Annotated in this window: 22 protein-coding genes; 11 read left to right on the top strand and 11 right to left on the bottom strand. The window is 55.9% G+C overall.

Annotated elements, in window-relative coordinates; genetic code table 11:
* Positions 1-8 precede the first annotated feature (8 nt).
* From ACUJ47_RS09630 to ACUJ47_RS09585, 10 genes are all read right to left on the bottom strand, one after another.
* A complete protein-coding gene (locus ACUJ47_RS09630) occupies positions 9-518 on the bottom strand; it encodes a DUF4402 domain-containing protein (RefSeq protein ID WP_445538186.1) in 510 nt (169 codons plus the stop codon).
* A gap of 143 nt (positions 519-661) precedes the next feature.
* Positions 662-1,183, bottom strand: coding sequence for a DUF4402 domain-containing protein (locus ACUJ47_RS09625; RefSeq protein WP_445538185.1), 522 nt, complete (start codon positions 1,181-1,183; stop codon positions 662-664).
* 158 nt (positions 1,184-1,341) lie between these two features.
* A complete protein-coding gene (locus ACUJ47_RS09620) occupies positions 1,342-2,355 on the bottom strand; it encodes an NAD-dependent epimerase/dehydratase family protein (RefSeq protein WP_445538184.1) in 1,014 nt (337 codons plus the stop codon).
* 27 nt (positions 2,356-2,382) lie between these two features.
* The gene (locus ACUJ47_RS09615; protein WP_445538183.1) at positions 2,383-3,687 is read right to left on the bottom strand and encodes a sugar transferase; all 1,305 of its coding nucleotides are present in this window, start codon (positions 3,685-3,687) and stop codon (positions 2,383-2,385) included.
* A 156-nt stretch (positions 3,688-3,843) separates the two neighbouring features.
* A complete protein-coding gene (gene rfbB, locus ACUJ47_RS09610) occupies positions 3,844-4,896 on the bottom strand; it encodes a dTDP-glucose 4,6-dehydratase (RefSeq protein WP_445538182.1) in 1,053 nt (350 codons plus the stop codon).
* Complete coding sequence (rfbD, locus tag ACUJ47_RS09605) at positions 4,889-5,752, bottom strand: dTDP-4-dehydrorhamnose reductase (protein WP_445538181.1); 864 nt, start codon at positions 5,750-5,752, stop codon at positions 4,889-4,891. Before rfbD ends, rfbB begins: the two co-directional genes overlap by 8 nt.
* Before the next feature lie 188 nt (positions 5,753-5,940).
* Positions 5,941-6,279: a hypothetical protein gene (locus tag ACUJ47_RS09600; RefSeq protein ID WP_445538180.1), complete on the bottom strand. Its 339-nt coding sequence runs from the start codon at positions 6,277-6,279 to the stop codon at positions 5,941-5,943.
* Positions 6,280-7,476, bottom strand: a complete 1,197-nt coding sequence (locus ACUJ47_RS09595; RefSeq protein ID WP_445538179.1) for a hypothetical protein — start codon at positions 7,474-7,476, stop codon at positions 6,280-6,282.
* 62 nt (positions 7,477-7,538) lie between these two features.
* A complete protein-coding gene (locus tag ACUJ47_RS09590) occupies positions 7,539-9,749 on the bottom strand; it encodes a GumC family protein (protein WP_445538178.1) in 2,211 nt (736 codons plus the stop codon).
* Between the two features lies 1 nt (position 9,750).
* On the bottom strand, positions 9,751-10,470 hold the full coding sequence (locus ACUJ47_RS09585; protein ID WP_445538177.1) for a polysaccharide biosynthesis/export family protein: 720 nt from the start codon (positions 10,468-10,470) through the stop codon (positions 9,751-9,753).
* 275 nt (positions 10,471-10,745) lie between these two features.
* Here ACUJ47_RS09585 and ACUJ47_RS09580 point away from each other — a divergent pair, with 275 nt between their 5' ends.
* The 11 genes from ACUJ47_RS09580 (at position 10,746) to ACUJ47_RS09530 (ending at position 23,489) form a co-directional block, all read left to right on the top strand.
* Positions 10,746-12,416 (top strand): glycosyl hydrolase family 28-related protein, encoded by a 1,671-nt coding sequence (locus ACUJ47_RS09580; protein ID WP_445538176.1) that lies wholly within the window; start codon positions 10,746-10,748, stop codon positions 12,414-12,416.
* A gap of 61 nt (positions 12,417-12,477) precedes the next feature.
* Positions 12,478-13,299: a 2OG-Fe(II) oxygenase gene (locus ACUJ47_RS09575; RefSeq protein WP_445538175.1), complete on the top strand. Its 822-nt coding sequence runs from the start codon at positions 12,478-12,480 to the stop codon at positions 13,297-13,299.
* 5 nt (positions 13,300-13,304) lie between these two features.
* The gene (locus ACUJ47_RS09570; RefSeq protein ID WP_445538174.1) at positions 13,305-14,429 is read left to right on the top strand and encodes a hypothetical protein; all 1,125 of its coding nucleotides are present in this window, start codon (positions 13,305-13,307) and stop codon (positions 14,427-14,429) included.
* A 276-nt stretch (positions 14,430-14,705) separates the two neighbouring features.
* A complete protein-coding gene (gene gmd / locus ACUJ47_RS09565) occupies positions 14,706-15,782 on the top strand; it encodes a GDP-mannose 4,6-dehydratase (protein ID WP_445538173.1) in 1,077 nt (358 codons plus the stop codon).
* 12 nt (positions 15,783-15,794) lie between these two features.
* Positions 15,795-17,297 (top strand): lipopolysaccharide biosynthesis protein, encoded by a 1,503-nt coding sequence (locus tag ACUJ47_RS09560; RefSeq protein ID WP_445538172.1) that lies wholly within the window; start codon positions 15,795-15,797, stop codon positions 17,295-17,297.
* Positions 17,294-18,088, top strand: a complete 795-nt coding sequence (locus ACUJ47_RS09555; RefSeq protein WP_445538171.1) for an FkbM family methyltransferase — start codon at positions 17,294-17,296, stop codon at positions 18,086-18,088. The genes ACUJ47_RS09560 and ACUJ47_RS09555 overlap by 4 nt, the downstream gene beginning before the upstream one ends.
* Entirely contained in the window at positions 18,081-19,127 is a 1,047-nt protein-coding gene (locus ACUJ47_RS09550; protein ID WP_445538170.1) for a glycosyltransferase family 2 protein, read from the top strand. Before ACUJ47_RS09555 ends, ACUJ47_RS09550 begins: the two co-directional genes overlap by 8 nt.
* A complete protein-coding gene (locus ACUJ47_RS09545) occupies positions 19,124-20,113 on the top strand; it encodes a GDP-mannose 4,6-dehydratase (protein ID WP_445538169.1) in 990 nt (329 codons plus the stop codon). Before ACUJ47_RS09550 ends, ACUJ47_RS09545 begins: the two co-directional genes overlap by 4 nt.
* On the top strand, positions 20,110-21,348 hold the full coding sequence (locus tag ACUJ47_RS09540) for a class I SAM-dependent methyltransferase (RefSeq protein ID WP_445538168.1): 1,239 nt from the start codon (positions 20,110-20,112) through the stop codon (positions 21,346-21,348). The genes ACUJ47_RS09545 and ACUJ47_RS09540 overlap by 4 nt, the downstream gene beginning before the upstream one ends.
* Before the next feature lie 18 nt (positions 21,349-21,366).
* Positions 21,367-22,323, top strand: a complete 957-nt coding sequence (locus tag ACUJ47_RS09535; protein ID WP_445538167.1) for a glycosyltransferase — start codon at positions 21,367-21,369, stop codon at positions 22,321-22,323.
* The gene (locus tag ACUJ47_RS09530) at positions 22,323-23,489 is read left to right on the top strand and encodes a DUF1972 domain-containing protein (protein ID WP_445538166.1); all 1,167 of its coding nucleotides are present in this window, start codon (positions 22,323-22,325) and stop codon (positions 23,487-23,489) included. The genes ACUJ47_RS09535 and ACUJ47_RS09530 overlap by 1 nt, the downstream gene beginning before the upstream one ends.
* Here ACUJ47_RS09530 and ACUJ47_RS09525 read toward each other — a convergent pair.
* Positions 23,486-24,877 (bottom strand): O-antigen ligase family protein, encoded by a 1,392-nt coding sequence (locus ACUJ47_RS09525; protein ID WP_445538165.1) that lies wholly within the window; start codon positions 24,875-24,877, stop codon positions 23,486-23,488. The genes ACUJ47_RS09530 and ACUJ47_RS09525 overlap by 4 nt on opposite strands.
* Positions 24,878-24,933: the final 56 nt, after the last annotated feature.

Below are 24,933 nucleotides of genomic sequence, written 5' to 3'. Positions count from 1 at the left end.
GTCGCGGGTTAATCATAGGAGACAACTACGTCGAGCGTGGCCCGATAGATCCCGGCAGGTGTTCCCTCCGGAACTTCGAGCGTACCGCCGATTCGGAATGAGCTGTCACCGCCCGGCCCGAGCAGCCCGCGACCACCCGGAACATCGCGGTTCTCGAAGGCATGGATGAGCCCAGTTACAGTGAGCGACGGCCCACCCGCTGAAACGGGATGGGCAGGGGCTTCTGTCGGATATTCGACCCGGTAGTGCCGCCCGGCCTCGCCGCGGACCGCGAATCGCGCCGGTCGGGCCATGCAGGAATCATGGGCGGAGCAGGCCTGCTGCAATGTGCCCAAATAGGTTGGTGGTGCGCCCAGCGGCGAGATTGTGATCGATCCTCCAGCTTCAGCGGGAATCCCTACGGGCCCGAATTCAAGCGGTGCGACTGCCTCAAGCCTAAGCGGCGAGACGACCGTGGCTGTTGCCGATCCGTTGGCCGAAGCGAACTCACCCGGCTGAGCCGACGAGGGCGCCGGCAACAGGGCAAGCGACAGCGCCGCGGTCGCAAAAGGCGGGTGGATGCGGATAGTTCACGCCTCCTTGTCGAGGGGCGTTCTTACTCCCGGGGCCGATGCCGGCCAATTGCGGGCGAATACCTAGGCCCGATGCGGGACAGTTCGGCTCAGCGCACCTCGACTGCCACGCCATCGATCGGGATGGGGATGTTCACTATCCCACCGCCGAAGGTCCGTGTTACATTGAGCCGCCCGCCAACCTGGAAGGAAGTGGCGCAGACCCGCTGCGTGCAGTTGGGGATTTCGATGCGGATGGCTTGCCCGGCATCGACCACGCCATAGCCGGGCAAATCGGTTTGGTACCTGGTCAGGCGAGCGACTAGCCCGCCGTTGTTGAACACCGGCGCTGCGGACATGACGAGGTCGATCGACACCGTGATCAGCTTGCGGCTGTTGTTGCCGCGATCATACTGCACGATGAATTGCGCAGGGCCAGTGCCGCTGTCGTCGATCACGAAGATGCCCGAACTGCTGACCGCGCCCGATGGCGAAACCTCGCGGAAACCGCTGGTCGGAACGGCGAAGGTCCCGAACCGCAAGGGCGAACTGTTGATCACCTGCAGGTCGGGCCGATCGGCGATCGCCGCGTCGGTTCCGAACACGGTAAGGCAGCCCAGCACCAGCAACATGCGCCCAGCCCGCCATGGCAGGGGTGCGGCACGATTCAACCTTGTTGTTGAATGGGTTAGGCGATCCTGCGTATTCAAACCTGTTGCGCCTCGCTGCCGGAGGGTCGTTGAGCGGACATATATACACTCGGGTGCGGGCTTGTCAGCATTCGCCTGGTTCAAACGCCATAATACTCGCGATACCAGGCAACGAATTGCTCGATCCCTTCAGGGACGCGCGTTTGCGGGGCATAGCCGGTGAGCTCGCGGAGCAGCGTGGTATCGGCCCATGTCGCCTGGACATCGCCCTTCTGCATCGGAAGGTAGTTCCGCACTGCCTTGCGGCCACATGCTCGCTCAATCGCCTCGATGAAATCAAGCAGCCGCACCTTCTCGCCATTGCCGATATTGACTACGCGATAGGGGGCTGCGGGCGAGATACTGTCATGTGGCGAGGTCTCGCCCCGCCCTTCCGGCAGCGATGGGGGCGTGTCGAGCAGCAAGCGAATTCCACGAACCAGATCGGTAACAAAAGTGAAATCCCGATACATGTCACCATCGTTGTATACATCGATTGGCGTGTCTTCGAGAACCTCTTTGGTGAATTTGAAGAAAGCCATGTCGGGCCGACCCCACGGCCCGTAGACCGTGAAGAAGCGAAACATGGTGGTCGGCAATCCCCACAGATGCGCATAGCTGTGCGCCATGGCTTCATTTGCCTTCTTGCTCGCCGCGTAGAGAGACAGGGGGGTGTCGCATTTGTCGAGCTCGGTGAAGGGCATCGCTTCATTGGCGCCATAGACCGAGCTGGTCGAAGCCATCAGCAGGTGCCCGACCCCAAGCTCGCGCGCGACCTCGAGCACGTTGAAGCTTCCGACCAGGTTTGCGTCGACATAGGCGCGCGGGTTTTCGAAGCTGTATCGCACCCCGGCCTGCGCAGCGAGGTGGACGATGATTTCGGGGCGAGTGTCGAGTGCCAGCTCCCGCAGTTGCTCGAAATCCTCCAGCATGCCGATTTCGGCACGGAAGTGCTGGTGCTGCAGCAGCCTCTGGTGCCGCTGCTCTTTCAGGCGCACGTCGTAATAGTCGGTCATGCCGTCATAGCCGACCACCGCAAACCCCTCGTCGAGCAGCAGCCGCGAGAGGTGGTAGCCGATGAAGCCGGCCGATCCGGTGACGAGGACTGTGCGCATGCGCCCCCTATGGTTTCGCGATGGATCCTACTTGGCCCCGATGCCGCGCACAATCACGCGCAGCGTCTTGAGGGCGATAAGGATATCGAGCCAGAGCGAGAGGTTCTTGACGTAGTAGAAATCGAGTCGGAGCTTGGTCTTTACTTCTTCGACATCTGCGACATGTCCCTGATTGACCTGCGCCCAGCCGGTTATCCCGGGCCGCACGATATGCCGATAGGAATAGAACGGGATTTCACCTTCATACCACTCGGCAAGATCTCGCGCCTCCGGTCTTGGCCCGATCCAACTCATGTCGCCGGTCAGGACGTTCCATGCTTGCGGCAGCTCATCCAGCCTTGTCTTGCGCAGAAATCGTCCGGCCCCGGTGATCCGGTCGTCGTTATCTCTCGTCTTCGCATCCTCTATGCGCAACTCCATGTCGACCGGAGTGACGCGCTCGCGCATTGTCCGCAGCTTGACCATTCTGAAGTTCTCGCCGCGGAAACCGACGCGTTCGTGAAAGTAGAAGGCAGATCCGGGCGAATCCATCTTTATGAGGAGCGCCAACAAACCAATTGCCGGCAGCAAAAATGGCGCAAGGATGACAACGCCCGCGACGTCGATGGCTCGCTTGGCATATCGGTAAGGCAGATTGGGGATGAGCGAGCCAAGCTCATTTTCGCGCAAATGGTTGATCCGCACCTCACCGGTCAGCGCCTCTTCGATAAGGCGATAATGATAGACCGGTATTCCCTTCAGTGCTGCCTTCGCTAGGAGTCGCTCCCATTCGGGCGAATGATCATGATGCAAGTCCGCGACGATGGAGCCGGACACCTGTTCAACAAGGATCAACGCCTCAAGCTGTTGTTCGGAAGCTAGCGGCTCGAACCCATGTTCTGCCAGATAGGTGCCGATAGAGCCGCCGGGGACGATGTAGTGCCTAAGCCTGGGGTTGGAATGGCGGATCCTGGTCGTGACGAGATAGCTAATGCCAAGCGTGGCGAACAGAGAGGTCAAGAACAGCGTGAACGAGAAATCGAGCCGCCACATCCCGTTTATGGCAAACACAATGCCGAACAAGGCGAGGTTGACCGGTAGCACGTATGACAGAAGCCGCGCACGCGCATATGTCCTCAGGCGGCCAAGCACATACCAGCAGGCGAGGTTTGCCATCTGCAGCTGCAAAAGCATGCCCAGCATGTGCGGCTCATCCAATGGAACGCCGCGCAGGGCCGCCCACACGGCCGCTGGAAGCAGGACTCCGGCAAGCACGTAGAAGCCGATTTGCTCGGCTACATGCAATGTCGGAGCAGACCTTGCCGTAGCAAGCCCTATCGGAGGACGATTCATTCGTACCATTCAGAGAGATTTCAAGGCCTTAGCAGAAGGTGTCATCGCATCGAAATCCAGTTAATGCCATTGCATTTTAGTGGCTTGAGCCACAGTGACCAACGTTGAGCAAAGAGTCCATCGCGCAAGCGCCAACATCGTGACTTGATCGTATGCTTAGCGAAGCAATGGACGCCACCAATCCTCGTTCTCGAGATACCAGTTCAACGTCTGCTGGAAACCCGTTGCGAAGTCTCGTTCGGGCACATAGCCCAGTTCGTCACGCGCCTTGCTTTCGTCAATTGCATATCGAAGATCATGCCCGGCCCGATCCGACACAAATGTCTTGAGGCTTGCTGATTGAATACCCTTGGCCGCTGGCGCATCAGGAAAACGAACTACCAGTTGCGGGTCGGAGGCAAATGCTTCGTCAACGGCCTTGCACATCTCGCTTACAACAGTGAGGTTGGGTAACTCTTGCCCACCACCAATATTATAGGTTTCTCCTGCGCGTCCCTTTGTGATTACACTTTCAATCCCACGACAGTGGTCGGATACGTGCAACCAGTCCCTGACGTTCATTCCGTCACCATAAATGGGCAGGCTGCGCCCGTGGAGGCAGTTGATAAGGAACAGAGGTATAAGCTTCTCTGGGTATTGGAACGGGCCGTAATTATTGGAACAATTGCTGGTGCTTGTTTCGAGGCCATAGGTATGGTGATAGGCCCTAACGAGATGATCAGAGCCCGCCTTGGATGCCGAATAGGGTGAGTTCGGGGCATACGGGGTGGTTTCGCTGAACGCGGGATCGGTTGGCCCAAGTGATCCGTAGACTTCGTCGGTCGAAACGTGATGGAACCGGTGGGGTCTACCTGAACCTTTATCGAGCCAGGCTTCCCGCGCCGCCTTCAGTAAACTGTGTGTTCCGACAACATTGGTCGTAACGAAAAGATCAGGCCCAGTGATCGATCGGTCGACATGGCTTTCGGCAGCGAAATGGACGATCGTATCGATCTTGCGTTCTATCAACAAACTTAAGACCAGATCAGTGTCGCAAATATCGCCCTCAACCAACTCCACATTGTCAAGCCCAGCAAGGTTTGCGGGGTTACCAGCATAGGTGAGAGCATCGAGCACTAGAATGGTATCGTTCGGATGGTTCATGCGCCAATGGTGCACGAAGTTGGCACCGATGAATCCAGCCCCACCAGTTACGAGAATCTCAGGCATTCGTGGTCAATTCCTTGATCATTTTCTTCAGGTTATTTCGCCAATTTTGGGAGCGGTATCCAAGTATCGCCGCCGTCCTTGTAGTATCGAGAACAGAATAGGCCGGCCTCTTGGCGGGGGTGGGATAGGAAGAGGTCCCGATTGGCTTGATCTCAATTGGCGCCTCCAGCAGCCCACAGTGCAGGGCGTCATCCTGAATTGCGCGCGCGAATTCGTACCAGTTCGTCGATCCACCATCTGTGAAATGGAGAATTCCCGTCGCCTCCGAAGACGTGAGCGCCCAAAGGGCCGACGCCAAGCTCGTTGCCCACGTTGGCGTGCCCATCTGATCACAAACGACAGAAACTTCGGTACGGGTTCGCATCAGTCGCAACATGGTGTTGACGAAGTTATTGCCTTCAGAAGCGTAGACCCAAGAGGTACGGACCACCAGAGCGTCGCGCCAAGCCAACGCCGCATGCTCGCCGGCGAGTTTAGTTCGCCCGTATGCGTTTATCGGACTTGCTGGATCGGCAGGACAATATGGCTCGCGCGAGGCCCCATCGAAAACAAAATCAGTCGAGATGTGAATGAGCCGCGCACCGATGGTTGCAGCGGCATGGGCTAAGTTTTCGACACCCGTTCCATTGATGGCCAGAGCGCGCTCTTCGTCTTGCTCGGCCCTATCAACTGCCGTGTATGCAGCAGCATTGATTATCGCATCCGGACGATTCGATTGTACCGCGTCGAAGACCGCCTGCCTGTTCGAGACATCGAGTTGTGCCGAGTCTCTTCCGATGACTTCGAATTCGTCAGGCGCCGAATGCAGAAGGGCGCGGCCGACCTGGCCACCGGCGCCGACGATAATTATCTTCATGAGTTGCCTTCCGTAAAGAGTCTCATGCGCTTCGGTATTTACTGAGTGCAAGAAGTTAGATCGCAAGGATCTAGAGATCGCAACGAATCCAAGGTCGGCAAAGCACAATCTCGCCATTGAACCGATTAAACGTGAGGCAGAACAGCTTGCCCACAACATCATGCCATCGGCAAAAGCATACCCCTTCTTCAGTCGTCGCGCTGCGGCGTGTCTTCGGTTGTTTTGACCTCGGTGTTGCTGCGTGCTTCTTCAAATGCTGACGATGCGTCGACCTCTCGGTTTGTTTCTCGTCTGATGCGGTTGTCCAGGCGATTGTCGATGCGTGTATTTAGCCGACTTTCGATCCGACCCAGTGGCCGCGAAATCTGTGTCAGCTGCTCCTTGCTCTGACGCTTGCCGACCTGGCCGGTCAAGGCATCCGGAGTGTCGACCGACTGCGATTGCTGTGCAACCGCTGACGTTGGAAGGGCCAAGCCAGACAGCAAAAGGCTACCAATCGCGAGGATGTATGCCAAGCGAACAATCATCTATCTTTCGCCCTTGCCTTGTGGCGCCGCGCCACGCGGTAATAGATGCACGCTGTTGATCTGGCCAGAAAGGCCCCCAAGCTTGTTGATGCTACTTGAAACAAGCGCCAATCTCTGCACCGGGCAATTGATCGGGACGTCAAAGTCGCCTTGAAAGCGGTCGATTGAGCCTGTGCTTGCGGGGATGGCCAATCGCCCCAGTTCCTTGCCATTGTCGCAATATAAAGCCCAGTATGGAGCCGTGCTTCCAGACGAAGCTTCGGCCTTGCCAACCCCCGACAGGCGGTATGTTCCGGGCGGGAGTACTTGCAACTGCTGAATGATCTCGCCTGAATAGCCAGTCGCGACAAAAAACTCGAGCGCGCCACCTTGATCATCTGCGACAAAGTTTGCTGCAATTGCTCCGGTATTCGTTGGCACCCAATCAAAAAATGCAGGGGGATCGGGGATCCGCTGAAATTGCGGGTCGCGCGATCGGTTGGCCGCAACGTCGCGGCGGAATTCGCTGTAAAAGTCCCAGGCTTCATCCGCCTCGCCGCTCGAAAGCAAGGCATTGACCACTAGCACGCGATCCCGATCATCAATCGGCAACTTCCTTTTCGCGCCTTCCCGCATGAACTTTGCTGAATCGAGCGGGGATGCTGGCCTGTCAGCGAAATAATTTATCAGAAATTCGCCCCATGGCGGGTTGCTCGCCATGATGTCCAAAAGCGGGGCGCGAATACGTGGCTCCGAGATCGCTGACGCCAGGATGGGAAACAGGATTCCTGTTGCTTGGCCCGAGGTACGCATTGCCAAATCGTAGTTGCGCAACGCGCTATCGATGTCACCCCGGCTCACCGCTTCTTCAATGGCCCAAAACTGCACCTGCAGTTCACGCCTGGAGAGCGCTCTAGAGTGCTGAAATAAGAGATCGGATTCCTCGAAATCACCTCGCAATCTCGATTGAAGAGCAAGGACAGTGGCTGCTTCAACGGACGTTGCATCCTGCAGTAAGGCTCGCGTTGCGAGAAAACTTGTCCGCGTCGCCGGAGAAGGATTGGGATCTAGCGAGAAGAGCGCTTCGGAAACCGCTGAGCTGGCTTTGCCATCCCATGGAGCCAAGCGGTGGGCAAGTTCCGGTTGGGTTTTGAGGGCAATATTGGCGAGAGTGTCCAACAGGCTCACCGCCGCCAAGCCGATGCATAGCGCCAGCAACAGCGCGCGCGCCTTTGTTATCTTTGGCCTCCCGACTGCCTCGCGATCTTGCGTCCTTGGCATTAGGAGGCCTCTGCCCCCGACTTCTCTCGTCCATAGCTGTAGCCGTAGTCGTAGCCGTAGCCATAATGGGATTTCTGAGCTTCGAATTTGGTCAAGATTGCACCGAATATCTGGGCCTTGACCCCTCGCAAGCGATCAATCGCGCGCCTGACGATCTTCGATTTGATGCCATGGGATTCGACCACATAGATAATGCCTTCGACGTGGCTTGCGATCAGAGGCGCGTCTGCCAAGCCCATGACCGGAGGTGAGTCGACCACTACGTGGTCGAACTCGCGCAGCAGCGTCTCGACCAATTGATCAAGCCTCGGCCCGGTGAGAAGCTCGGCGGCATTGGGGGGGGGCGGACCTGCCGACATTGCCGTAAGGTTGAATTCTTCCATTCTGAAGAAAAGAGACGGCAGATCTTCTTCGCCGGAGAGGTAATTGCTCAGGCCCTTGGTGTTGGGAACGCCACCCAAGTGGTGCACCGAGGGAGAACGCATGTCACCGTCGACTAGGATCACCTTGCGACCGGTACGCGCAAGCGTAGCCGCCAAAGACAGGGCTGAAGTGGATTTGCCTTCAGACGGCCGCGTTGATGTTACCGAGAACGAACGAGGCACGCCGTGTGCTGTCGCGAAACTCAGGCCTGTCTGCACGGTTATATAAGCATCGGCCAGGTCAGACTTCCTGTCGAGCAAAGTCTCTGCGGGATCCTGATCGCCCACCTTCGGCACAGAGCCAAGCAACGGCAGACCAAGCCTTCGCTGAACTTCCGATGGATCCACTATCGCATCGTCGAGCTGTTCGAGCGCCAGTGCAATGACCGCTCCCAATGCCGCACCGGCAATCAAAGACAGCAGAAGATTGAGAAGAAGTTTTGGACTTGAAGGCTCTTCAGGCACTCTCGCAGGATCAACAATGGCAATGTTGTTGACGCCGACGCCGCCCGCAACGCCAATCTCCTTAAACCGTTGAAGAAGGCCGTCGTACAGCGCTTGGTTGGTTTCGACTTCTTGCTCGAAGATATTGTACTGAATGCTGCGACGACGCAGATCCAGGAACTCGTCCTTGAGTTCATTGACCTTCTCTTGGAGCGCGAGTTCGCGCTGCCGCGCTTCCCGGTAGGAAACATCAAGTACCCGTTCGATGCGTCCCTCTTCCCGCGCGATCGCCTGATCGAGTTCATCGATCTGGGATTTCAAGGCGACGGCTGATGGGTAGCCTGGCTCAAAGGTTACCATCAGCTCTTGATACTTGGCGCCAAGCTCTGCACGTTTCTGGCGAAGGCCGTTGATCGCGAGGTTGGTCAATGCCTCACCGGACGCTTTACCTGAAGTTACCTGACGGAATCGCGCTTCCGCTTCGATACGATCTGCGGTTGCTTTGGCCAGGGCTGCATTCAAGGCTACAAGATTCTCGGCCACAATCGACCGGTTGGTGTTGGCGCCACCCTGACCCGCGACCTGTGCCGGGAGATTGATGATCTCCTGATTGGAGGCATACGCGACGAGCTGGCGCTGGGATTCATCAAGGCGTTCCTTGAATTCCGCCAGCTGTCGTTGCAGCTGCTCCCGCCCGTACGAAGTAGCCTCGACCTTGCGCTCCAAGTTCGTCTTGATGAAATTGTCCGCCCAAGTATTGGCAACTCGGGCAGAAAATTCGGGATCTGGGCTGGAAACACGAATGTCCACCAGTCGCGAAAGCCTAGTGGGTTCAATACTAACATTTGCGAGTAGGGTTTCGCCCGCCACGCGTTGGCGCATGTCGCGCGCGCCGGCGGAATACCTGCCGGCCTCCAACTCAAACGCCGGATCGTCTACATCGACGCCGTACATCTCGTAAAATGCGGGATCATCGACGAGTCTGAGCTCGATAGCCACGCGCTCCGCTAGGGTTCGCGCGCGCAATAAACCATACTGCGTCTGGTAGAACTCCTGGTCGGCGACGGTGGTTTCGCGTTCGACACCCTGGAAATTGGTGACCTGATCGGAGTCTCGCGAGATTTCAATTGTCGTTACTGCCGAATACATTGGCGTCATCAGCAGGGTGACGATCAGCCCAAGCATTGCGAAGAGCAAAACTGAGCCCGCGATGACCCAGCGCCAGCGCAACGCTATCCTGAGATACTGCTGCACCGCAGGTTCATTCTCCAGCACAGTGCCGGCTCCATGATAGCCCACCGCCTCGCCCGGGAAGGAAGCTACATTCTGGCTAATAGCGTTCATATCAGTTTCCGCCTTGCAATATCGCGACCAGCGGTGCTGCCAGAAGCGGCGAAACAGAAACAAAATCCCGGAACAGACGTCGCTGTGGTGAATCGCCAACCACAACCACGTCATTGGCGTAAATCGGCGGATCTTCGTATTGTCCGCGACGAATTGCGCTCATGTTGTACAAACCGGCCATTCGCTTGCCCTCAACGGTGCGCAAGACCACAACATCGTCCAAACGCGCAAATTCCGAAAGTCCCTTGGCCGACGCAACGGCGCGCAGCAGGGTCATCTGGTTGGTTACTGGATAGAGTCCGGGCTCAACGACTTCGCCGTCGATTGTCACCACCTGGCTGACCGAACTCTTGATATTCAAGGTGACCTCGGGATCGCGAATATATCGACCGCGCAGCGCATCCTCGATCGCAGCAGCCAATTCGCTGGCCGTCGTGCCGCTTGCCTCGATTGTGCCCGCAAGCGGCATTGCAATCCTGCCACTTGCATCCACTTGCAACTCCCGGCTCAAATCGGGGACGTTGAAAACATCGACCTCGATGCGATCGAGTGGCCCGATCAGCGATGGCCGATCCGGCGCAGTCAAGTCAGTCCTAATCGGAGGCGGCAAATCCATTGCGCCATCGATGACGGTTAGGCTCTCTGTCGAGCGGATAGGTTCCCGCCCTCCGCATGCGCTAAGCAGCGCGAGAAATAGAAGCGCTCCAAGGATTTTTTTCATGTTAGTAGAATGTCCGCGTCTGGCGAGGCAAGGCAAGGGCCTATAGGTCACTAGTCATTCTTGGTAAAGGCGACAAAACTGTCAATCCTTACACAAAGGAATGCGCCGAACAGGTGGCGCCATGGATGCACTCGGCAGAATGCTGCGACGCGAAAGTCCTTCGCTTCTCGTATTCCTAGATCGCCCTGCCTACTTTGAACTCCCGCTCGATTCCGTCATGGTGGCTCGAAGCTGATATCATTGATAAAACACAGTCGTAGGAGCGTGTTGGCCAAATGGAAGGTGGATCCGCATTCGATGATGCGAACGAGCGAAAGTGGGCGTTGACCGACAGGCGAGGGTTGCTGGGCATTGCAGCGGTTGGCGCTACGGCTGGTGCCGGGGTTGCATGGGCCGATGAAGCCTCGGCCACCGTTTTCGAGGGGGCGAGCCGCGGAAACGTAAGGAAGTTCGGGGCGCTCGGAGACGGTGTCAGCGATGATACGGCCGCATTCAAGAAGGCGCTGTCCGAATGTGTGATCGTGGACGTACCCAGGGGCCGGTACTTGCTGAGTGGCACAATCAAATTGTCGAGCGGACAGATGCTGATTGGCGAGGGCGCTTCAGGATGGGAGCCTTACCCTTCGAATGAGGGAAGTTCTGGGGCGACAGCCAGTGAACTTGTGTCTGATGGAGCGCTCCTGATCGATGCCGGCGGCACCACAGGCGCGCGCATCATCGGGCTTGCGTTGATGGCAAAGCAAGGCAAGCAATCGGATTGGGGTGCCCCGCCCGGTTTCCAGCCCGGGGCGATTGGCGTCGACCTTGCAGGATCCAATCATTTCTATGCCAGAGATGTCTCTTTCCACGGATTGGAGACCGGCTTGCTTGCAGATGCTGATGAGGGCCGTTCGGCGCAGATGCCTCAACTTGTCGATTGGTCAGCTGAAGACTGCGATGCCGTGATCAGGTTCATAACGGCGAACAAGGATTTCTATGTTGTTCGCGACGCGCGGATCGAAGGCTGCATTGGCGCAGTACATTGCGGGCGGGTTATCATTGCAAAGCGTTGCGATGGTCTGCGGATCGAGAATGTTAGGTTCTTCCAGTGCTATGAAGAATCCGTCGCAATTGAGGATACGCCATTCGTCAGCATTTCGGGCGCGACACTGTTCGAGACCGGCGCCCGCGGCCTAGTGCTCAGGAACTGCGCATACGCGGTCATTTCAGGCAGCCAGGTTGCTCGGTCAGGCCATTACACCAAAGGGCCTCTGCAGCAGCGAACAGCGGTATCTTTCGAAGGTTGCACGGACATTAAGTTCGACGGGCTGATCACCCAGCCTCTGGGCCGCAGCATGTCGATACAATCCTGCACCAATGTTTCGGTTGACGTTGTGTGCGGTACGCCATTCTGGCGAACTGGCTATCTTGGCAATGACGATGGTGCAATTCGAGTGGAACGATCCAGAACGGTGCTCCTGAACGCATCGTTCGGTGGCCGGTTCTATTGGAACGCAGTTTGGGCAGACAAGGAAAGCGCGCTCACCCTGCGAGGCCGAGTCGTGACAGAGGGGACTGCGGGCGGAGTTAGGTGTGCATCGCTCTTCGATCTTCCTCTTGGCCATGTCGTCCGGACAAGATCGAAGATCATATTGCCACCGGGAGAGGCAAGGGTTCTCGAAGTCCGGCAAGTACCGATAGCATCCGGGCATTCGCTGGTTACCTGCTGTGTCGAGCTTTCTGCGCCCGGTCTTGTTTTTCAGAGCGGCTACGATATTTGGGGCAACGATCAGGAAGAGGAGCTTGGCGGCGGCTCGATATCCTTCGCTAGAAAGCAACTTTACCGCAACGAAAGTGATAAACTCGAACTTGTCGAAATCCCCATTGCAGTGCGCAACACGACTGCCACTTCATTGAATATCCCAGTCGGATTCGAGGTTCGCCTTTCACTGGCCTTCAACTATTAGACTGTCTCGAACATCCAATATTACTCGATTGCCACCAACATCTGGCGTCCAGGAGCTTCAATTGCAGACCTTGATTGATTTCCAACGGCTTGATCGTGAGCTTGCAGATTTGGTGAAGCAATATCGCAACGCGTCGCCATTCGAGTATGTCGTGATCGACAGCTTCTTACGTCCGCATGGGATTGAGGCGATCCGCACGGAAGGATTTTTCAGTCGGGCCACGACTACAGAGAAATCGTCCGACTTCATTTTCGCAAAGAACAAGATCGAAAATCCGAAGATCGAAGAATTGAGCCAGGTAACGCGGCAACTGCGTGACGAACTGCTTTCTCCGCAATTTGCTGATTTCCTGAGCCAATTGATGGGTTTCGAGGTGTTTATCGATCCCAGTTTTGCGGGAGGCGGGCTGCACCAGGGAGGCGCGGGCTCATTTCTCGACATGCATGCAGATTTCACAAGGCATCCAGTGCGCAATGATTGGATCCGCGAACTGAATATCCTGCTTTACCTCAATCCGGATTACCAGCCTGACTGGGGCGGCCAGCTGGAGCTAGAGCATTCGGAAACCGGACAGAAAAATTCGGTAGATCCGGTCGAGAACCGATTGGTGATCATGCTTACAAAGCCTCACACATTGCATGGCTACAAACCGATCCGGTTTCCCGCCCGGCGTTATCGTACTTCGATAGCCGCATATGCCTACAGTCTGGATGATGGGTCGCGGCATGTTCCCTATGCAAGCACGTCTTGGCGGCCTTCCAACCCCTTGAAGCGCGCATTTGCCCAAGCATGGAACCCGATCGTGGTCGCCAAGCAGAAGCTTTTTGGAAGCAGGACGGCAAAGCGTGCGCAGCGCGGCGCTATCGACAAGGATCTGGGCTGACAACGATGGACGCCGCCTTTACCGGGAATTTGACCGCGCAAGCCGCCAAGCTAAGGCGCAACTACTGGCGCCTGCTACGTATTTTGTGGTTCCCGTTTGTAACCAATCTCTGGCCAGCGCTGCTCTATTTGTCGCAGAAGGCGTTTGTTCCCGTGGCGCTGGTCTTGAATGGTTGGGGCGATGCGGCCTATCGCCGGGACCTTTTTTTGACTCTATCGATTACTTCAATTGGCCTTTTCGTATATTTAACTCAGCCAGCTAATTCCTTCCAAGATTTTCATGCCCTTGGCTTCCTCCTATTCGTTTGGGCAATGCCAGTCATAAATCATGCCGTCCGGGGCGAGTCTGAACTGTTGCTTCGGGGGCTCACATACCTTACCATTTTCAATGCGTTACTCGGGTTTTACTTCTTCGTAAACGATGTTGATCTGCAGGAGTTTCGCGGGCTAAACCGTATCGAATCCAATGATGGCTATACCGAAAGGCTATTCTTCGAATCGGCCAGCCTCGCTGCAGTATTTCTGTTGTCTACATTCCGACGAGCAACAATTCGTGTCGTTGCGCTTGTTTTGGTAATAAGTTTCGTTGTTTTCATTGCAAAAAGTGTTGTTGTTATACTTTTGCTGGGGATGAATCTTATCTGGCCGATTTTCGTCCGAAGTTCTATCGGGGCGAAGATCGGTGCTGCGGTGGTCGGCGCTGCGGGTCTGTTCATGATCTACCTGTACCTGCCCGTGCTGAGGCCGGACATTTTTCTGAGCGTTCTGGCCAAGCAGACCCAGCTGGAGGTTATTCTTAGCCTTCAACAAGCAGACTACCAAGCCTGGGGTTGGGGCGCCTTTGTTCCGCAACTGGCGACCAGCATAGAGCAGCCTTATCAGATCGAGATGCAGCTGCCGATGCTCATGCTGCAACTGGGCCCGTTGGCTTTGGCGGCAATCATGGCTCTGACGCTGGCCCTGTTTCTTTCTGCCGCGGAAAGCAAGTTGCTGGCTTTCATGCGTGCGGGCGTCTACTTTCTCATCGGCTTCAACAACCCCTGGTTGCTTGTCCCCTCTTGGTTCCTAACCTGCCAACTTCTGTTCCGCACCGATGTTCGTGACACCAGAACGGTGAGCGCTATACCGTGACTTCGGGCCGAGTAGAGGGGGCATTTGCGTGGCATGACGAGGCTTTGTCACAGGCTTGAAGAGCAATTGCCGGCTCCACCATTGCGCAGCATCTTGCGCTTGCCCGAGCGCATGAGCCTCTCTAATGGCGGGGCTCGTTAATTGGCCAGTGATGATCTGTTTAGCTTTCCTTGATTGTGGCGGTAGATTGGCCTGCCAGCCGAACTCCTCCGAAGTCATTGACTTCATGAATCGTGGCCAGTTCTAAATTTTTCACGGAAATTTTTGACAATTATTATGGCAAACAAAAAAATCGCGTTGATCACCGGTATCACTGGCCAAGACGGCTCCTATCTTGCAGAAATGCTTCTCAAGAAGGGGTATATTGTCCATGGCATCAAGCGACGGTCGTCCAGTTTCAACACGGCCCGGATCGACCATCTTTATCACGATCCCCACCAAGAAGACGTACGTCTTTTCTTGCACCATGGCGATCTGACAGATGGCGGGAACCTGATCAGGCTTCTGCAGCAAATCGAACCAGACGAGATATACAATCTTGCGGCACAAAGCCATGTCGCAGTGTCATTCGAGCAACCCGAATATACGGCCAATGTTAACGCACTAGGGACGCTCAGGCTTCTTGAGGCCATGCGCGCCTTGGGGGTCGAGCGCACGACCCGGTTCTACCAGGCTTCTACGTCTGAGCTATACGGGTTGGTCCAGGAAGTTCCACAACGCGAGTCGACACCATTCTATCCTCGCTCGCCCTATGCGATCGCAAAGCTATTCGCATACTGGACGGTTGTGAACTACCGTGAGGCCTATGGCGTTTTCGCCTGCAACGGCATTCTCTTCAATCACGAGTCACCGGTCCGTGGCGAAAATTTCGTTACCCGCAAGGTATCGCGGGCGGTCGCAAGGATCTCGTGCGGCCTGCAGGATTGCCTCTATATCGGTAATCTTGATGCAATGCGCGACTGGGGGCACGCCCGTGATTATGTCGAAATGCAATGGCTGATGCTGCAGCAGGATCAGCCCAAGGATTATGTTATCGCAAGTGGCGAGCAACATACTGTGCGGAGCTTTATCGACGCCGCGTTCCGCGAAGGTGGCATGGAGTTGGAATGGCAGGGGGAGGGGCTTACCGAGACGGCGATGGACAAGGATGGTCGAACCGTTGTGGCTGTTGATCCACGGTATTTCAGGCCAACGGAAGTAGAGACATTGTTAGGCGATGCCACCCTTGCCCGCGAGGAACTTGGCTGGCAACCTCGGACGACATTTGAGCAGCTTGTTAAAGAGATGGTCGCTTCAGACTTGCGCCAAGCCGAGAGCGAGCGCCTATTGCGCGATCACGGACTCCATTCCTGACCGCAGGGCTTCATGAGCGACAGGCGAAATTTTCTTGCCGGGCTGACCAGCTCAGTCTGGGCGGCAATTGCAGGCCTGATCGCGATGCCGTTTTACGTCAATTATCTGGGCGCAGAAGCTTTTGGGATGATCGGTGTTCACCTTGCCTTGCAGGGTCTCTTCATGGTGTTGGACATGGGATTTGCTCCGGCTGTCAGCCGTGAGATTGCAAGGTCGCGCGCAACCGGCTCGATCGAGCAGGGGCGAGCGATCCTGCATTCCATGTCTGCAATTTTCACAGTTATGGGGGGAGTGGCGGCCTTTGCTCTGGTAATGGCCTCACCATGGATCGCGGAATCATGGATAGTATCCGAGGCACTGGAGCCAGACGAAGTTCGCAATAGCCTCGTATTGAGTGCTATTGCGTTGGGTGTCAGATGGCCAGGTTCCATTTACGTTGGCGCGCTCAACGGAGCCCAGCGAATTGACATCGCAAGCGCGCTTACAATTGCTACGAACACCCTGGCAACGATTGGTGCAATTCTGGTTCTGGCATGGTTCGAGGCGACACTATCGGCCTTCTTCATGTGGCAGATCATTGTCGGCGCGGGGCACTCCCTGGCCATGCGTTCAGCCGCGTGGCGGATCATCGGGCAGCGGACTGAGCCAGGTTATGATTGGCAATCGGCGCTATCAGTCTGGCGATTTACGGTTGGGGTGGCGGGTGTTGCAACGACCGGCGCACTGATGATGAACCTTGATAGGGTCATATTGTCGAGTACGACCGATTTGGAGCAAGTCGGATATTATACCATCGCGCTTGCTCTTGCCGCGCTTCTCTATCGTCTAACAATCCCGGCCTTCAATGTTCTCTACCCGAAATTGACTGCATTGCTTGAGGAGAGCCCGCCCGAACAGGTACGCAACTATTACCAGCGTTTCTCAAGCATTATTCTAGCAATTATCTTCCCGGCGGGGCTCTTTTTGAGCATTGCTGCTGAGCCATTGCTCGAAATTTGGTTCGCTGACCCGGCGATAGTGGAAGGAACGTGGCGACCCGCTGTGGTGCTTTGTTTTGCCACTCTCTTTCACTGCACGATGTATTTACCTTTCGCCCTTCAATTGGCAGCGGGAAATACGCGGTTGCCGCTTTATTTGAATCTTGGCTTGCTGGCGTTGTTTATGCCGCTCCTTTACGGGCTCTCGTTGGAGTTTGGTCTTCTCGGTGCCGCATTGGCATGGCTCGCGACGCACACGGTCTATATGGTAGTTGGAACACACCTGACCGGACGCTTGATCCTGACCGGCGCTGGGACCGGATGGATTTGGAAGGGGCTGGTTGCGCCGGCAGTTATAGCTTCGTCGACCTTCTTCGTCGCAAGTATCGCAACGGAACAGGTCGAAGCAGCGCTTTTTAGATTGATGATCGCGTTTGTGGCATCGAGCGCAGCATTTTTCTTGAGCCTGATTGTGTTGCCGCAAGGTCGCGAGACATTTAGGGGCTTGGCCAATACGGTAAGGCAAAGAATGCAATGACGTCTGATACTATTTTCTATGGCCAGTTCGACGAGGACCGGCTCCTCAAAGATTTTTTCGAGGGTGAACAAGAGCTAACGTGCGTCGAAGTGGGCGCGAACGATGGCATCACGGGAAGCGTTTCGCTCTATTTCGAGAAGTTGGGGTGGAAATGCGTTCTTGTCGAACCAAATCCTGATCTTTGTGAAAAGTTGCGCTCCGAACGCAGTTCGTATCTGTTCGAGGGCGCGGCCTCGAGTTCCGCTGGCAAGGCAACGTTGATGCTTGCTGAAGGCGGAGATCTCTCGCACGCTGTTTCGAGTATCGCCCCTGGTAGCGAGGACGCGATCAAGCGGGGGGGGCATAGCATCCGCCCAGTCGAGGTCGATACGGCTCCGCTCGATAAAATACTCGAAGATGCCGGTTTTGAGCCAGGGCGTATCGCTTTTGTGTCGATCGACGTTGAAGGCCATGAGCTGGAGGTTCTAAAAGGTTTCACGCTGAGCGAATGGAAACCGAAGTTGCTCCTAATTGAAGACAACTCCGTCTTGCTTGGCAGTGAAGTTGGTCGATATCTTGAGCAGCGGGGTTACACGCGTTTTCGCAGGACCGGGGTGAACGATTGGTATGCGTCTGTAGAATTCTTACCCTCGGTTAGCCTGGATCCCGCTGGAGAATATCGCAGCTCAATGATCCGCGCGCGATTGATGATGGCGCGCCGTCTTGCATTCGCGCGTCTTCAGGCAACCCCGATCCTTGGCTCATTGCTGGGCAAGCCTTTGCTTGCGCTGAGGAGGCTTGTAGGTGTCTGACATCAAGCTCTCGATCTGCATTGCGACGTTCAAGCGCGGAGATTTCATAGCTGAAACGCTTCAGTGCGTATGCGATCAGTTGCAGCCAGGAGTCGAAATCGTTGTCCTTGACGGAGCTTCGCCAGACAATACCGAAGCGGTGGTGAGCGAGTTTGCCTGCAACTGGCCACAGCTGCGATATTATCGCGAGACAGCGAACTCCGGCATTGATGCCGACTACGACAAGGTCGTTTCCTATGCCGAAGGCGAGTACGTCTGGCTCATGACCGACGACGATCTTCTGGTAAAAGGTGCGGTCCCTCGGGTCCTGAAATTGCTTGAAACGGAGAACCCGGACCTTTTGGTGGTTGATTCCGAGGTGCGCGATCGAACAATGGATCAGTTGCTGCAGTGTCGACGATTCGAATTCGATGGCATGCGAACCTACGGCGAAACCGATTGCGATCAATTGCTTGCAGACGGGGGTGACGTGCTCTCATTTATTGGCGGCACCATCATCAGAAGGAGCGAATGGCTCGCTCGTGATCGCACGAGTTATTACGGTACATTGTTTGTCCATGTTGGCGTCATTCTTCAAAAGCCGATCAAGAAGGCCATTCTTCTAGGAGAGTCACTCATCCAAATCCGCTTCGGAAATGCTATGTGGAGCGCCCGCGGCTTTGAGATCTGGATGTTCAAGTGGCCCCAATTGATATGGGGCTTCCCAGGCTATTCGGATGCGGCAAAGGCAAAGGTCACTCCGCGAGAGCCATGGAGGATGGTGCGAAAGCTGCTTGGGTTTCGGGCGAACGGCTCTTACGGACGGCATGAATACAAGAGCCACTTTTCTGATCGCACGGTAGGCGCCTGGCGACTGGTTCTCCTGGTTTTCGCATTCTTCCCCGGGCACATTGCCAACCTGACGGCAATGACCCTGTTGCTACTTTCGCGGCATGGCCGATACCGCGCCGCTTGCTTCGCCTTGGCCTGGAATAGCAGGTTCTCTAACGCAATCAGCCGGTTCTTTGCGCGCCGATCCTATCGAATTCACCCGGCATGACCAAAAAGCGCGCATTGGTATTCGGAGCCCTGGGCCAGGATGGCGCCTACATTTCGAGGTTGCTTGCCGACAAGGGATATTCCGTTGTTGGTACGTCTCGCGAGAGCGCCCCAAGCGCTGGTCGCCTGAGCCGTCCGGGACGCGAGATTGAATTGCGCCAGGCGGATTTGGGAAATGCGGAAGAGATTGCGCAGCTCGTGCGGGAGGTAATGCCTGACGAGATCTACAATTTCGCTGCTTTCTCTACCGGCATAGGAATGTTCGACGCGCCACTCGCTATGGGTGACATCAATGGCTTGGCCGTCGTACGGATTCTTGAGGCCATGCGGCTCAATGCTCCGGCGGCCAGATTCTGCCAGGCGTCAAGTAGCGAAATGCTCAGAGGCTGTCGGGCAAGCCCGCAAGATGAAGCATCTGTCGGCACTCCTGAAAGCCCTTATGGGGCGGCCAAGCTATTCGCGCACCATATGGTTGGGATTGCGCGGGATCGATACGGGCTGTTCGCTTGCTCTGCTATCTTGTTCAATCATGAGAGCCCGCTGCGCAGCCCGCAGTTCGTCACCCGCAAGATTGCCCGAGCAGCTGCCCGGATCAGTGCCGGCCTCCAGGATGAACTCATTCTGGGCGACGTTTCGGCTCGAAGGGACTGGGGACATGCAGCCGATACCGTGCGCGCCATGTGGTTGATGTTGCAGCACCCGACACCGGCAGATTACGTAGTAGCGACGGGCCGCACGCACTCGGTTGCGGATTTGTGCGAGATTGCTTTCTCGCGAGTCGGGATTGATTGGCGCAAACACGTCAAGAGCGACGATGCAAATGTCAGGCCGTCAGAGTCTCTCCAGTTGGTTGGAGACGCAAGCAAGGCAAGCCAATGCCTTGGCTGGCAACCCGAAATCAGCTTTGAAGAATTAATAGAGGAAATGGTCGACGCCGAATTGGCTGAATTAGCCGGGGCGTCAGTCAAAGAAGGACATATTGAATGAGTGATCGCATCACACAGTGCCGTATCTGCGGAAATCCAAACCTGGAAACCGTATTGGATCTGGGCGTCCAGGAGATGACCGGTACTTTTCCAAAGGCCGGCGATCCACCACTAACAGCGGGGCCTTTGGTGTTGCTCAAATGCGAAGGAGACGATGTATGCGGACTAGTCCAGCTGGACCGAAGCTTCGACCTAGCCGAGATGTATGGTGAAAATTACGGTTATCGGTCTGGCCTGAACAAGTCGATGGTAGACCACTTACGGGGCAAGGTCGAACGGATAAAAGCACTTGGCATTCTTCGCGATGGAGACCTGGTCATTGACATCGGCAGCAATGACGGGACGACGCTGGGTTTCTATGAAGGAGAGAAACTTCGACGCGCAGGTATCGATCCGACTGCTGAAAAATTCCGACAGTATTATGCGCCGGGTATAGAGATCATCCCAGATTTCTTCTCGGCAAGCTTGGTGGAAGAGAAACTGGAGGGGCGGAAGGCACGAGTGGTTACTTCGTTCTCAATGTTCTACGACCTTGAGGACCCACTCGGCTTCATGCGGGAAATCGCGGCTATCTTGGAAGATGACGGCGTCTGGGTTTTCGAGCAAAGCTATCTCCCTGCCATGCTCAAGCACAATTCCTACGATACCGTGTGCCACGAGCACATTGAATTCTACGCCTTGCATCAAATCCAATGGATGGCCGAACGAGCCGGACTTGAGATCGTCGATGTAGAATTCAATGATGTCAATGGCGGCAGCTTCTCTGTCACCGCAGGTAAGCGAACTGGCGCCCCGATGCGCGAAGTTGTTGCTGAAATTCTGCGGCAGGAACAGGACGATGGCATCCATTTGTTGAGCACCTATGCGGATTTTGCCGATCGCGCCAAAAATCTAAAGCGTGATCTTCGGCAATTTATCCTCGACGCGCGTGCCGAGGGTAAGATGGTGGCGGCGCTTGGTGCCTCGACAAAAGGCAATGTGCTCCTGCAATATTGCGAGCTCGGCCCCGACATGATCGATGCAGTTGGTGAAGTGAACCCTGACAAGTTCGGCTGCGTGACGCCTGGCACCCATATCCCGATAATTCCCGAACAGGAATTGCTAGGCAAATCTCCAGACTACCTTTTGGTCCTTCCTTGGCATTTCCGCGATTTTTTTGTTGGTGCGAAGGCATTTGCTGGCCAAAACTTGTTCTTTCCGTTGCCGGAAATCGAGGTGGTTCAGCCTAGCGCATGATTAGCAATCGGGCGTTCAATGATTAGAGTCGTCTTGTGCACACACAATGGGGCAAAATTCCTCGAGGCGCAGCTTGCCTCGATCTTTGCTCAGCGTGTACCCGTGGATGTTGTGCATTTGTACGACTTTGCGTCCACGGATGACACACGCGATCTAGCAGCGGCTCTTTCTCACAAGTGGCCGCAGATTACACTTGAGTGGGTTAATCGCGCTCCAGGGCCCGCGCTTTCTTTCTTTCACGCCTTATCTGATATCGCACGCCTTTGTGGAGATGACGATCTGATTTTTCTATGTGACCAGGACGATGTCTGGTTGCCGGAAAAAGTTGAGGTCATGCTCAAAGCAATGGCCGATGCTGGAACAAAGGCTGAAGAGCGCTTGCTGCTGTTCCATGATGTCATGATTTGCGACGAGCAGCTAGTTCCGCTTCGGAAGAGCCACTATTTAGGTCGACCTTTTCAAATGCCACGCGATCTGGCGTCAGAGCGACTTCATCTGGCGAACCCGGTGATCGGGCATACAATGTTGCTTTCGTGGCCGCTCGTTCGCCTTGCGTTGGAAACCCTCCGTCCCGGCCAGTACGTTATGCATGATTGGGCGCTTGCGCTTTTGGCTGTGCACTTTGGCAAGATAGTTTCGGTCCCCCAGCAGCTCAGCCTGTATCGGCAGCATTCGAGTAATGTGCTGGGAGCTGGTCAAAGCCGTTCTGTCGCAGCCTATGTGCGCAAGGCCTTTGTAATGGCGCGCGATATTCCCATTCAGACCCTAGCTTTTCAAGATGATACGAGGGAAATTGAAGGTTTGCGTTCATCAGCGTGCTCTAGGCTTCACAGATTCGGTGAGCGCAGGGTCACTTTTGAGATCGCGAAGTCGATGCTGCGGCTTGGGCCGACATTTGGCCACAGGATGATTGCGCTTCTGATAATGATCAGAACATTCGGCGCCCGCCGGGCCGAATTTAGGAACCGAACATAGTGATTACCTCACCCAATTCTGCTCCGATCAAGGAAAAATCCGGCACGATGGCGGAAGAAGTCACATCTCTCGCCATCGTCGGTACACGCGGGGTACCGGCACGCTATGGCGGGTTCGAGACCATGGTCGAGCAACTGGCTATCCAGGTCGATCCAGGGAAGGTTCGGTTTACGATCTACGGTGAGAAGGCTGCCTATAGCACAAACGAAAGGCAGGGGTCTTTTGTCGGGCACGCGCGCGTGTGGATGCCTTTCTCGGCGAGCGGGGCGCAGAGTATAATCCATGACGGCCTCCAGCTTTTTCACGCCGCCTTCGTACGGCGCCACGGCAAGATCCTGCTGTTGGGAACTTCGGCTGCCTGGTTGTTACCTTTGGTCAGGTTTCTTCGTCCGAAAACGCGCGTAGTAACCAACATCGACGGGCTCGAGTGGCGAAGGGACAAATTCGGGGGTTTCGCCCGTGCGGTTTTGAAGTGTCTTGAGGCCTTTGCGGTTCGCTTCTCCGACACGATAATTGCAGACAACGACGCGCTCGTCCCGATCATCCGGGGGCTTCACAAGGTAGAGCCGCGTCTGATTGCCTATGGTGCAGACCATGTATCGACAGCACCTTCCGCACCAGCGAGCTCAGAGCGTTACTTCCTTGCGGTCGCCAGGGTCGAGCCAGAAAATAATACGGCGATGATCGTTGAGGCGGCAGCCAAGACCGGCCTGCCATTGAAGTTCGTCGGGAATTGGGAAGCCTCGGAGTACGGTCTGGGTCTGTTGGAAAAGTACGGGCATTTGCCCAATATTGAACTCATTCCTCCAACTTACGATCAATCGCTTCTGGCTGACATCAGGGCCGGATGCAGCGCCTATATTCATGGACACAGTGTGGGCGGCACAAATCCGTCGCTACTCGAAGCGATCTACCACGCGGATCGCATCGTGGCGTTCGATTGCTCGTTCAATCGCGCCACCCTTGAAGGGGAAGGCGCCTATTTCACCGATCTGGAAAGCCTTTGTGCACTGCTGCAGGATTGTGCTTCGGGAAAGATCTCGGCTGAGGCCTCAGGCAGGTTGCGGCTTCGCTACAGGTGGAGCACCGTTGCCGGCGAATATCTGGATCTTTTGCTGGACAAGCCCGTTACTGGACGCGTGTTGCGGGACAGCGCTGTCGATTAATCTCGCTTGGCGCTTTTGCGACGGGAGGGATCGCCCGGAAGGCGGTCGGTCCCGTCAAGCCAAACAGCAGCCAGTGCAACAAGGCCCATCACGATCGGGGTTCTTGCAGGATAGTCAGTCGCGCTTGCGAGCAGGATCAGCAATACAATTGCTGAGCCAAGCTGCGGAAAGATCGCGTTGCGCTCGTCATTCTTCCGCCAGGCGCGGACGCTTCGCCGAGCCCACCAGGCGATGCCCCATACCAATAGGGCGAGCCCAAGAATTCCGCCGTCGAGGAGGACTTCTGCAAAATCATTATGCGCGTGGTTGAGATAATGCGTGCTGAGCAAACTATCCGGCTCGCTTATCCGGAACACGGGATCGAATGTTCCAAAGCCAGAGCCGACCGGAAAATAATTGGCGACCATCTCCAGAACAACCGGGAGCGCTTTGATGCGCAGATCTACGCCGGCCTCCAGCGACACAAGTCGCTCGACTGCTTCGGCGCGGCCAAGCACAATGCTGGCGATCAAGAGCCCTACAAAACCGAGCAGCCCGGCAGCCATGATCCAGATGGAGAACTTTCGCGGGAGCTGCTGCAGCTCCTCTTTGATCTGCCGCCACATCATCACGTGACCAAGCAGAACGGCCGCCGCCACGACAACGATACCCGTTCGTGAGCCTGTAGCCAGGACGAGAAGCGCGAATGCAAGCATCGATCCACTCGCAGCCAATCCACGCCAAAGAAAGCGCTTCTTCGACTGAACTGCGGCTGCCGCTGACAAAAGGCATCCGATCGCCAGAAACAGCGCAAAATGGTTCCGGTTGGCAAATATAGCGCTTACCTGGCCCGGGACATCGTTGACAAAGGGATGGTTGATCCGCGAACCGACAACCTGAAGCAATCCCAAGAAGCTTGCCAACGAGACCAGCGTCAAGAGGACAATAACGGTCCATCTGTGATGCTGGGCCGACATATTGGCCGCAAAGACCAGCACCACTGCTGGCACAATCAAAGATGACAAGGCGTTGGCTGTGGCATCTGGCGACATCGAGATCGGTCGCCATGGCTGGGGTTGCCCGGTTGCGAGCGCCGCCTCTGCCAAGATTTCTCTGCCCGGCAATGATTGCCAAAGCCCGGGCGGAAGCGGCACAAGTTGGATCGCAACAACCGCAACCGCGCATGCGAGGATCGCGCCAGTCGTCTTCATTGCTTTGAACTCTGGGCGCGGTGCAAACAGGATTGCCACAAGCGCTATCAGCCACGCTCCTCCCCTCACCAGAACCTGTCCGGAAGCGTCTGCACGCGATGCGCCACCGGCGATCCAAAGTAAAAGAAGGGTCGAAACCAATGCTGCAAAGAAGAATCCGGGACCGGAAATTGCGAGCTTTGAACGGAAATCAGGCATGCGCCTCCCGTAGAGAAATTGCCACTTGGAAGGAACCACCAACTGGCATAGTGCAG

This window comes from Altererythrobacter sp. Z27, from assembly GCF_052683155.1.
The sequence above is the reverse complement of the archived record's forward strand: the minus strand, read 5'-3'. Positions and strand labels throughout refer to the sequence as shown.

Bases quoted from the DNA above. Each gene is read 5' to 3' on its own strand.
- ACUJ47_RS09625 (WP_445538185.1), bottom strand. From the start codon at position 1,183: ATGTTGCTGGTGCTGGGCTGCCTTACCGTGTTCGGAACCGACGCGGCG.
- ACUJ47_RS09620 (WP_445538184.1), bottom strand. From the start codon at position 2,355: ATGCGCACAGTCCTCGTCACCGGATCGGCCGGCTTCATCGGCTACCAC.
- ACUJ47_RS09615 (WP_445538183.1), bottom strand. From the start codon at position 3,687: ATGAATCGTCCTCCGATAGGGCTTGCTACGGCAAGGTCTGCTCCGACA.
- rfbB (WP_445538182.1), bottom strand. From the start codon at position 4,896: ATGCCTGAGATTCTCGTAACTGGTGGGGCTGGATTCATCGGTGCCAAC.
- rfbD (WP_445538181.1), bottom strand. From the start codon at position 5,752: ATGAAGATAATTATCGTCGGCGCCGGTGGCCAGGTCGGCCGCGCCCTT.
- ACUJ47_RS09600 (WP_445538180.1), bottom strand. From the start codon at position 6,279: ATGATTGTTCGCTTGGCATACATCCTCGCGATTGGTAGCCTTTTGCTG.
- ACUJ47_RS09590 (WP_445538178.1), bottom strand. From the start codon at position 9,749: ATGAACGCTATTAGCCAGAATGTAGCTTCCTTCCCGGGCGAGGCGGTG.
- ACUJ47_RS09585 (WP_445538177.1), bottom strand. From the start codon at position 10,470: ATGAAAAAAATCCTTGGAGCGCTTCTATTTCTCGCGCTGCTTAGCGCA.
- ACUJ47_RS09580 (WP_445538176.1), top strand. From the start codon at position 10,746: ATGGAAGGTGGATCCGCATTCGATGATGCGAACGAGCGAAAGTGGGCG.
- ACUJ47_RS09570 (WP_445538174.1), top strand. From the start codon at position 13,305: ATGGACGCCGCCTTTACCGGGAATTTGACCGCGCAAGCCGCCAAGCTA.
- gmd (WP_445538173.1), top strand. From the start codon at position 14,706: ATGGCAAACAAAAAAATCGCGTTGATCACCGGTATCACTGGCCAAGAC.
- ACUJ47_RS09560 (WP_445538172.1), top strand. From the start codon at position 15,795: ATGAGCGACAGGCGAAATTTTCTTGCCGGGCTGACCAGCTCAGTCTGG.
- ACUJ47_RS09555 (WP_445538171.1), top strand. From the start codon at position 17,294: ATGACGTCTGATACTATTTTCTATGGCCAGTTCGACGAGGACCGGCTC.
- ACUJ47_RS09545 (WP_445538169.1), top strand. From the start codon at position 19,124: ATGACCAAAAAGCGCGCATTGGTATTCGGAGCCCTGGGCCAGGATGGC.
- ACUJ47_RS09540 (WP_445538168.1), top strand. From the start codon at position 20,110: ATGAGTGATCGCATCACACAGTGCCGTATCTGCGGAAATCCAAACCTG.
- ACUJ47_RS09535 (WP_445538167.1), top strand. From the start codon at position 21,367: ATGATTAGAGTCGTCTTGTGCACACACAATGGGGCAAAATTCCTCGAG.
- ACUJ47_RS09525 (WP_445538165.1), bottom strand. From the start codon at position 24,877: ATGCCTGATTTCCGTTCAAAGCTCGCAATTTCCGGTCCCGGATTCTTC.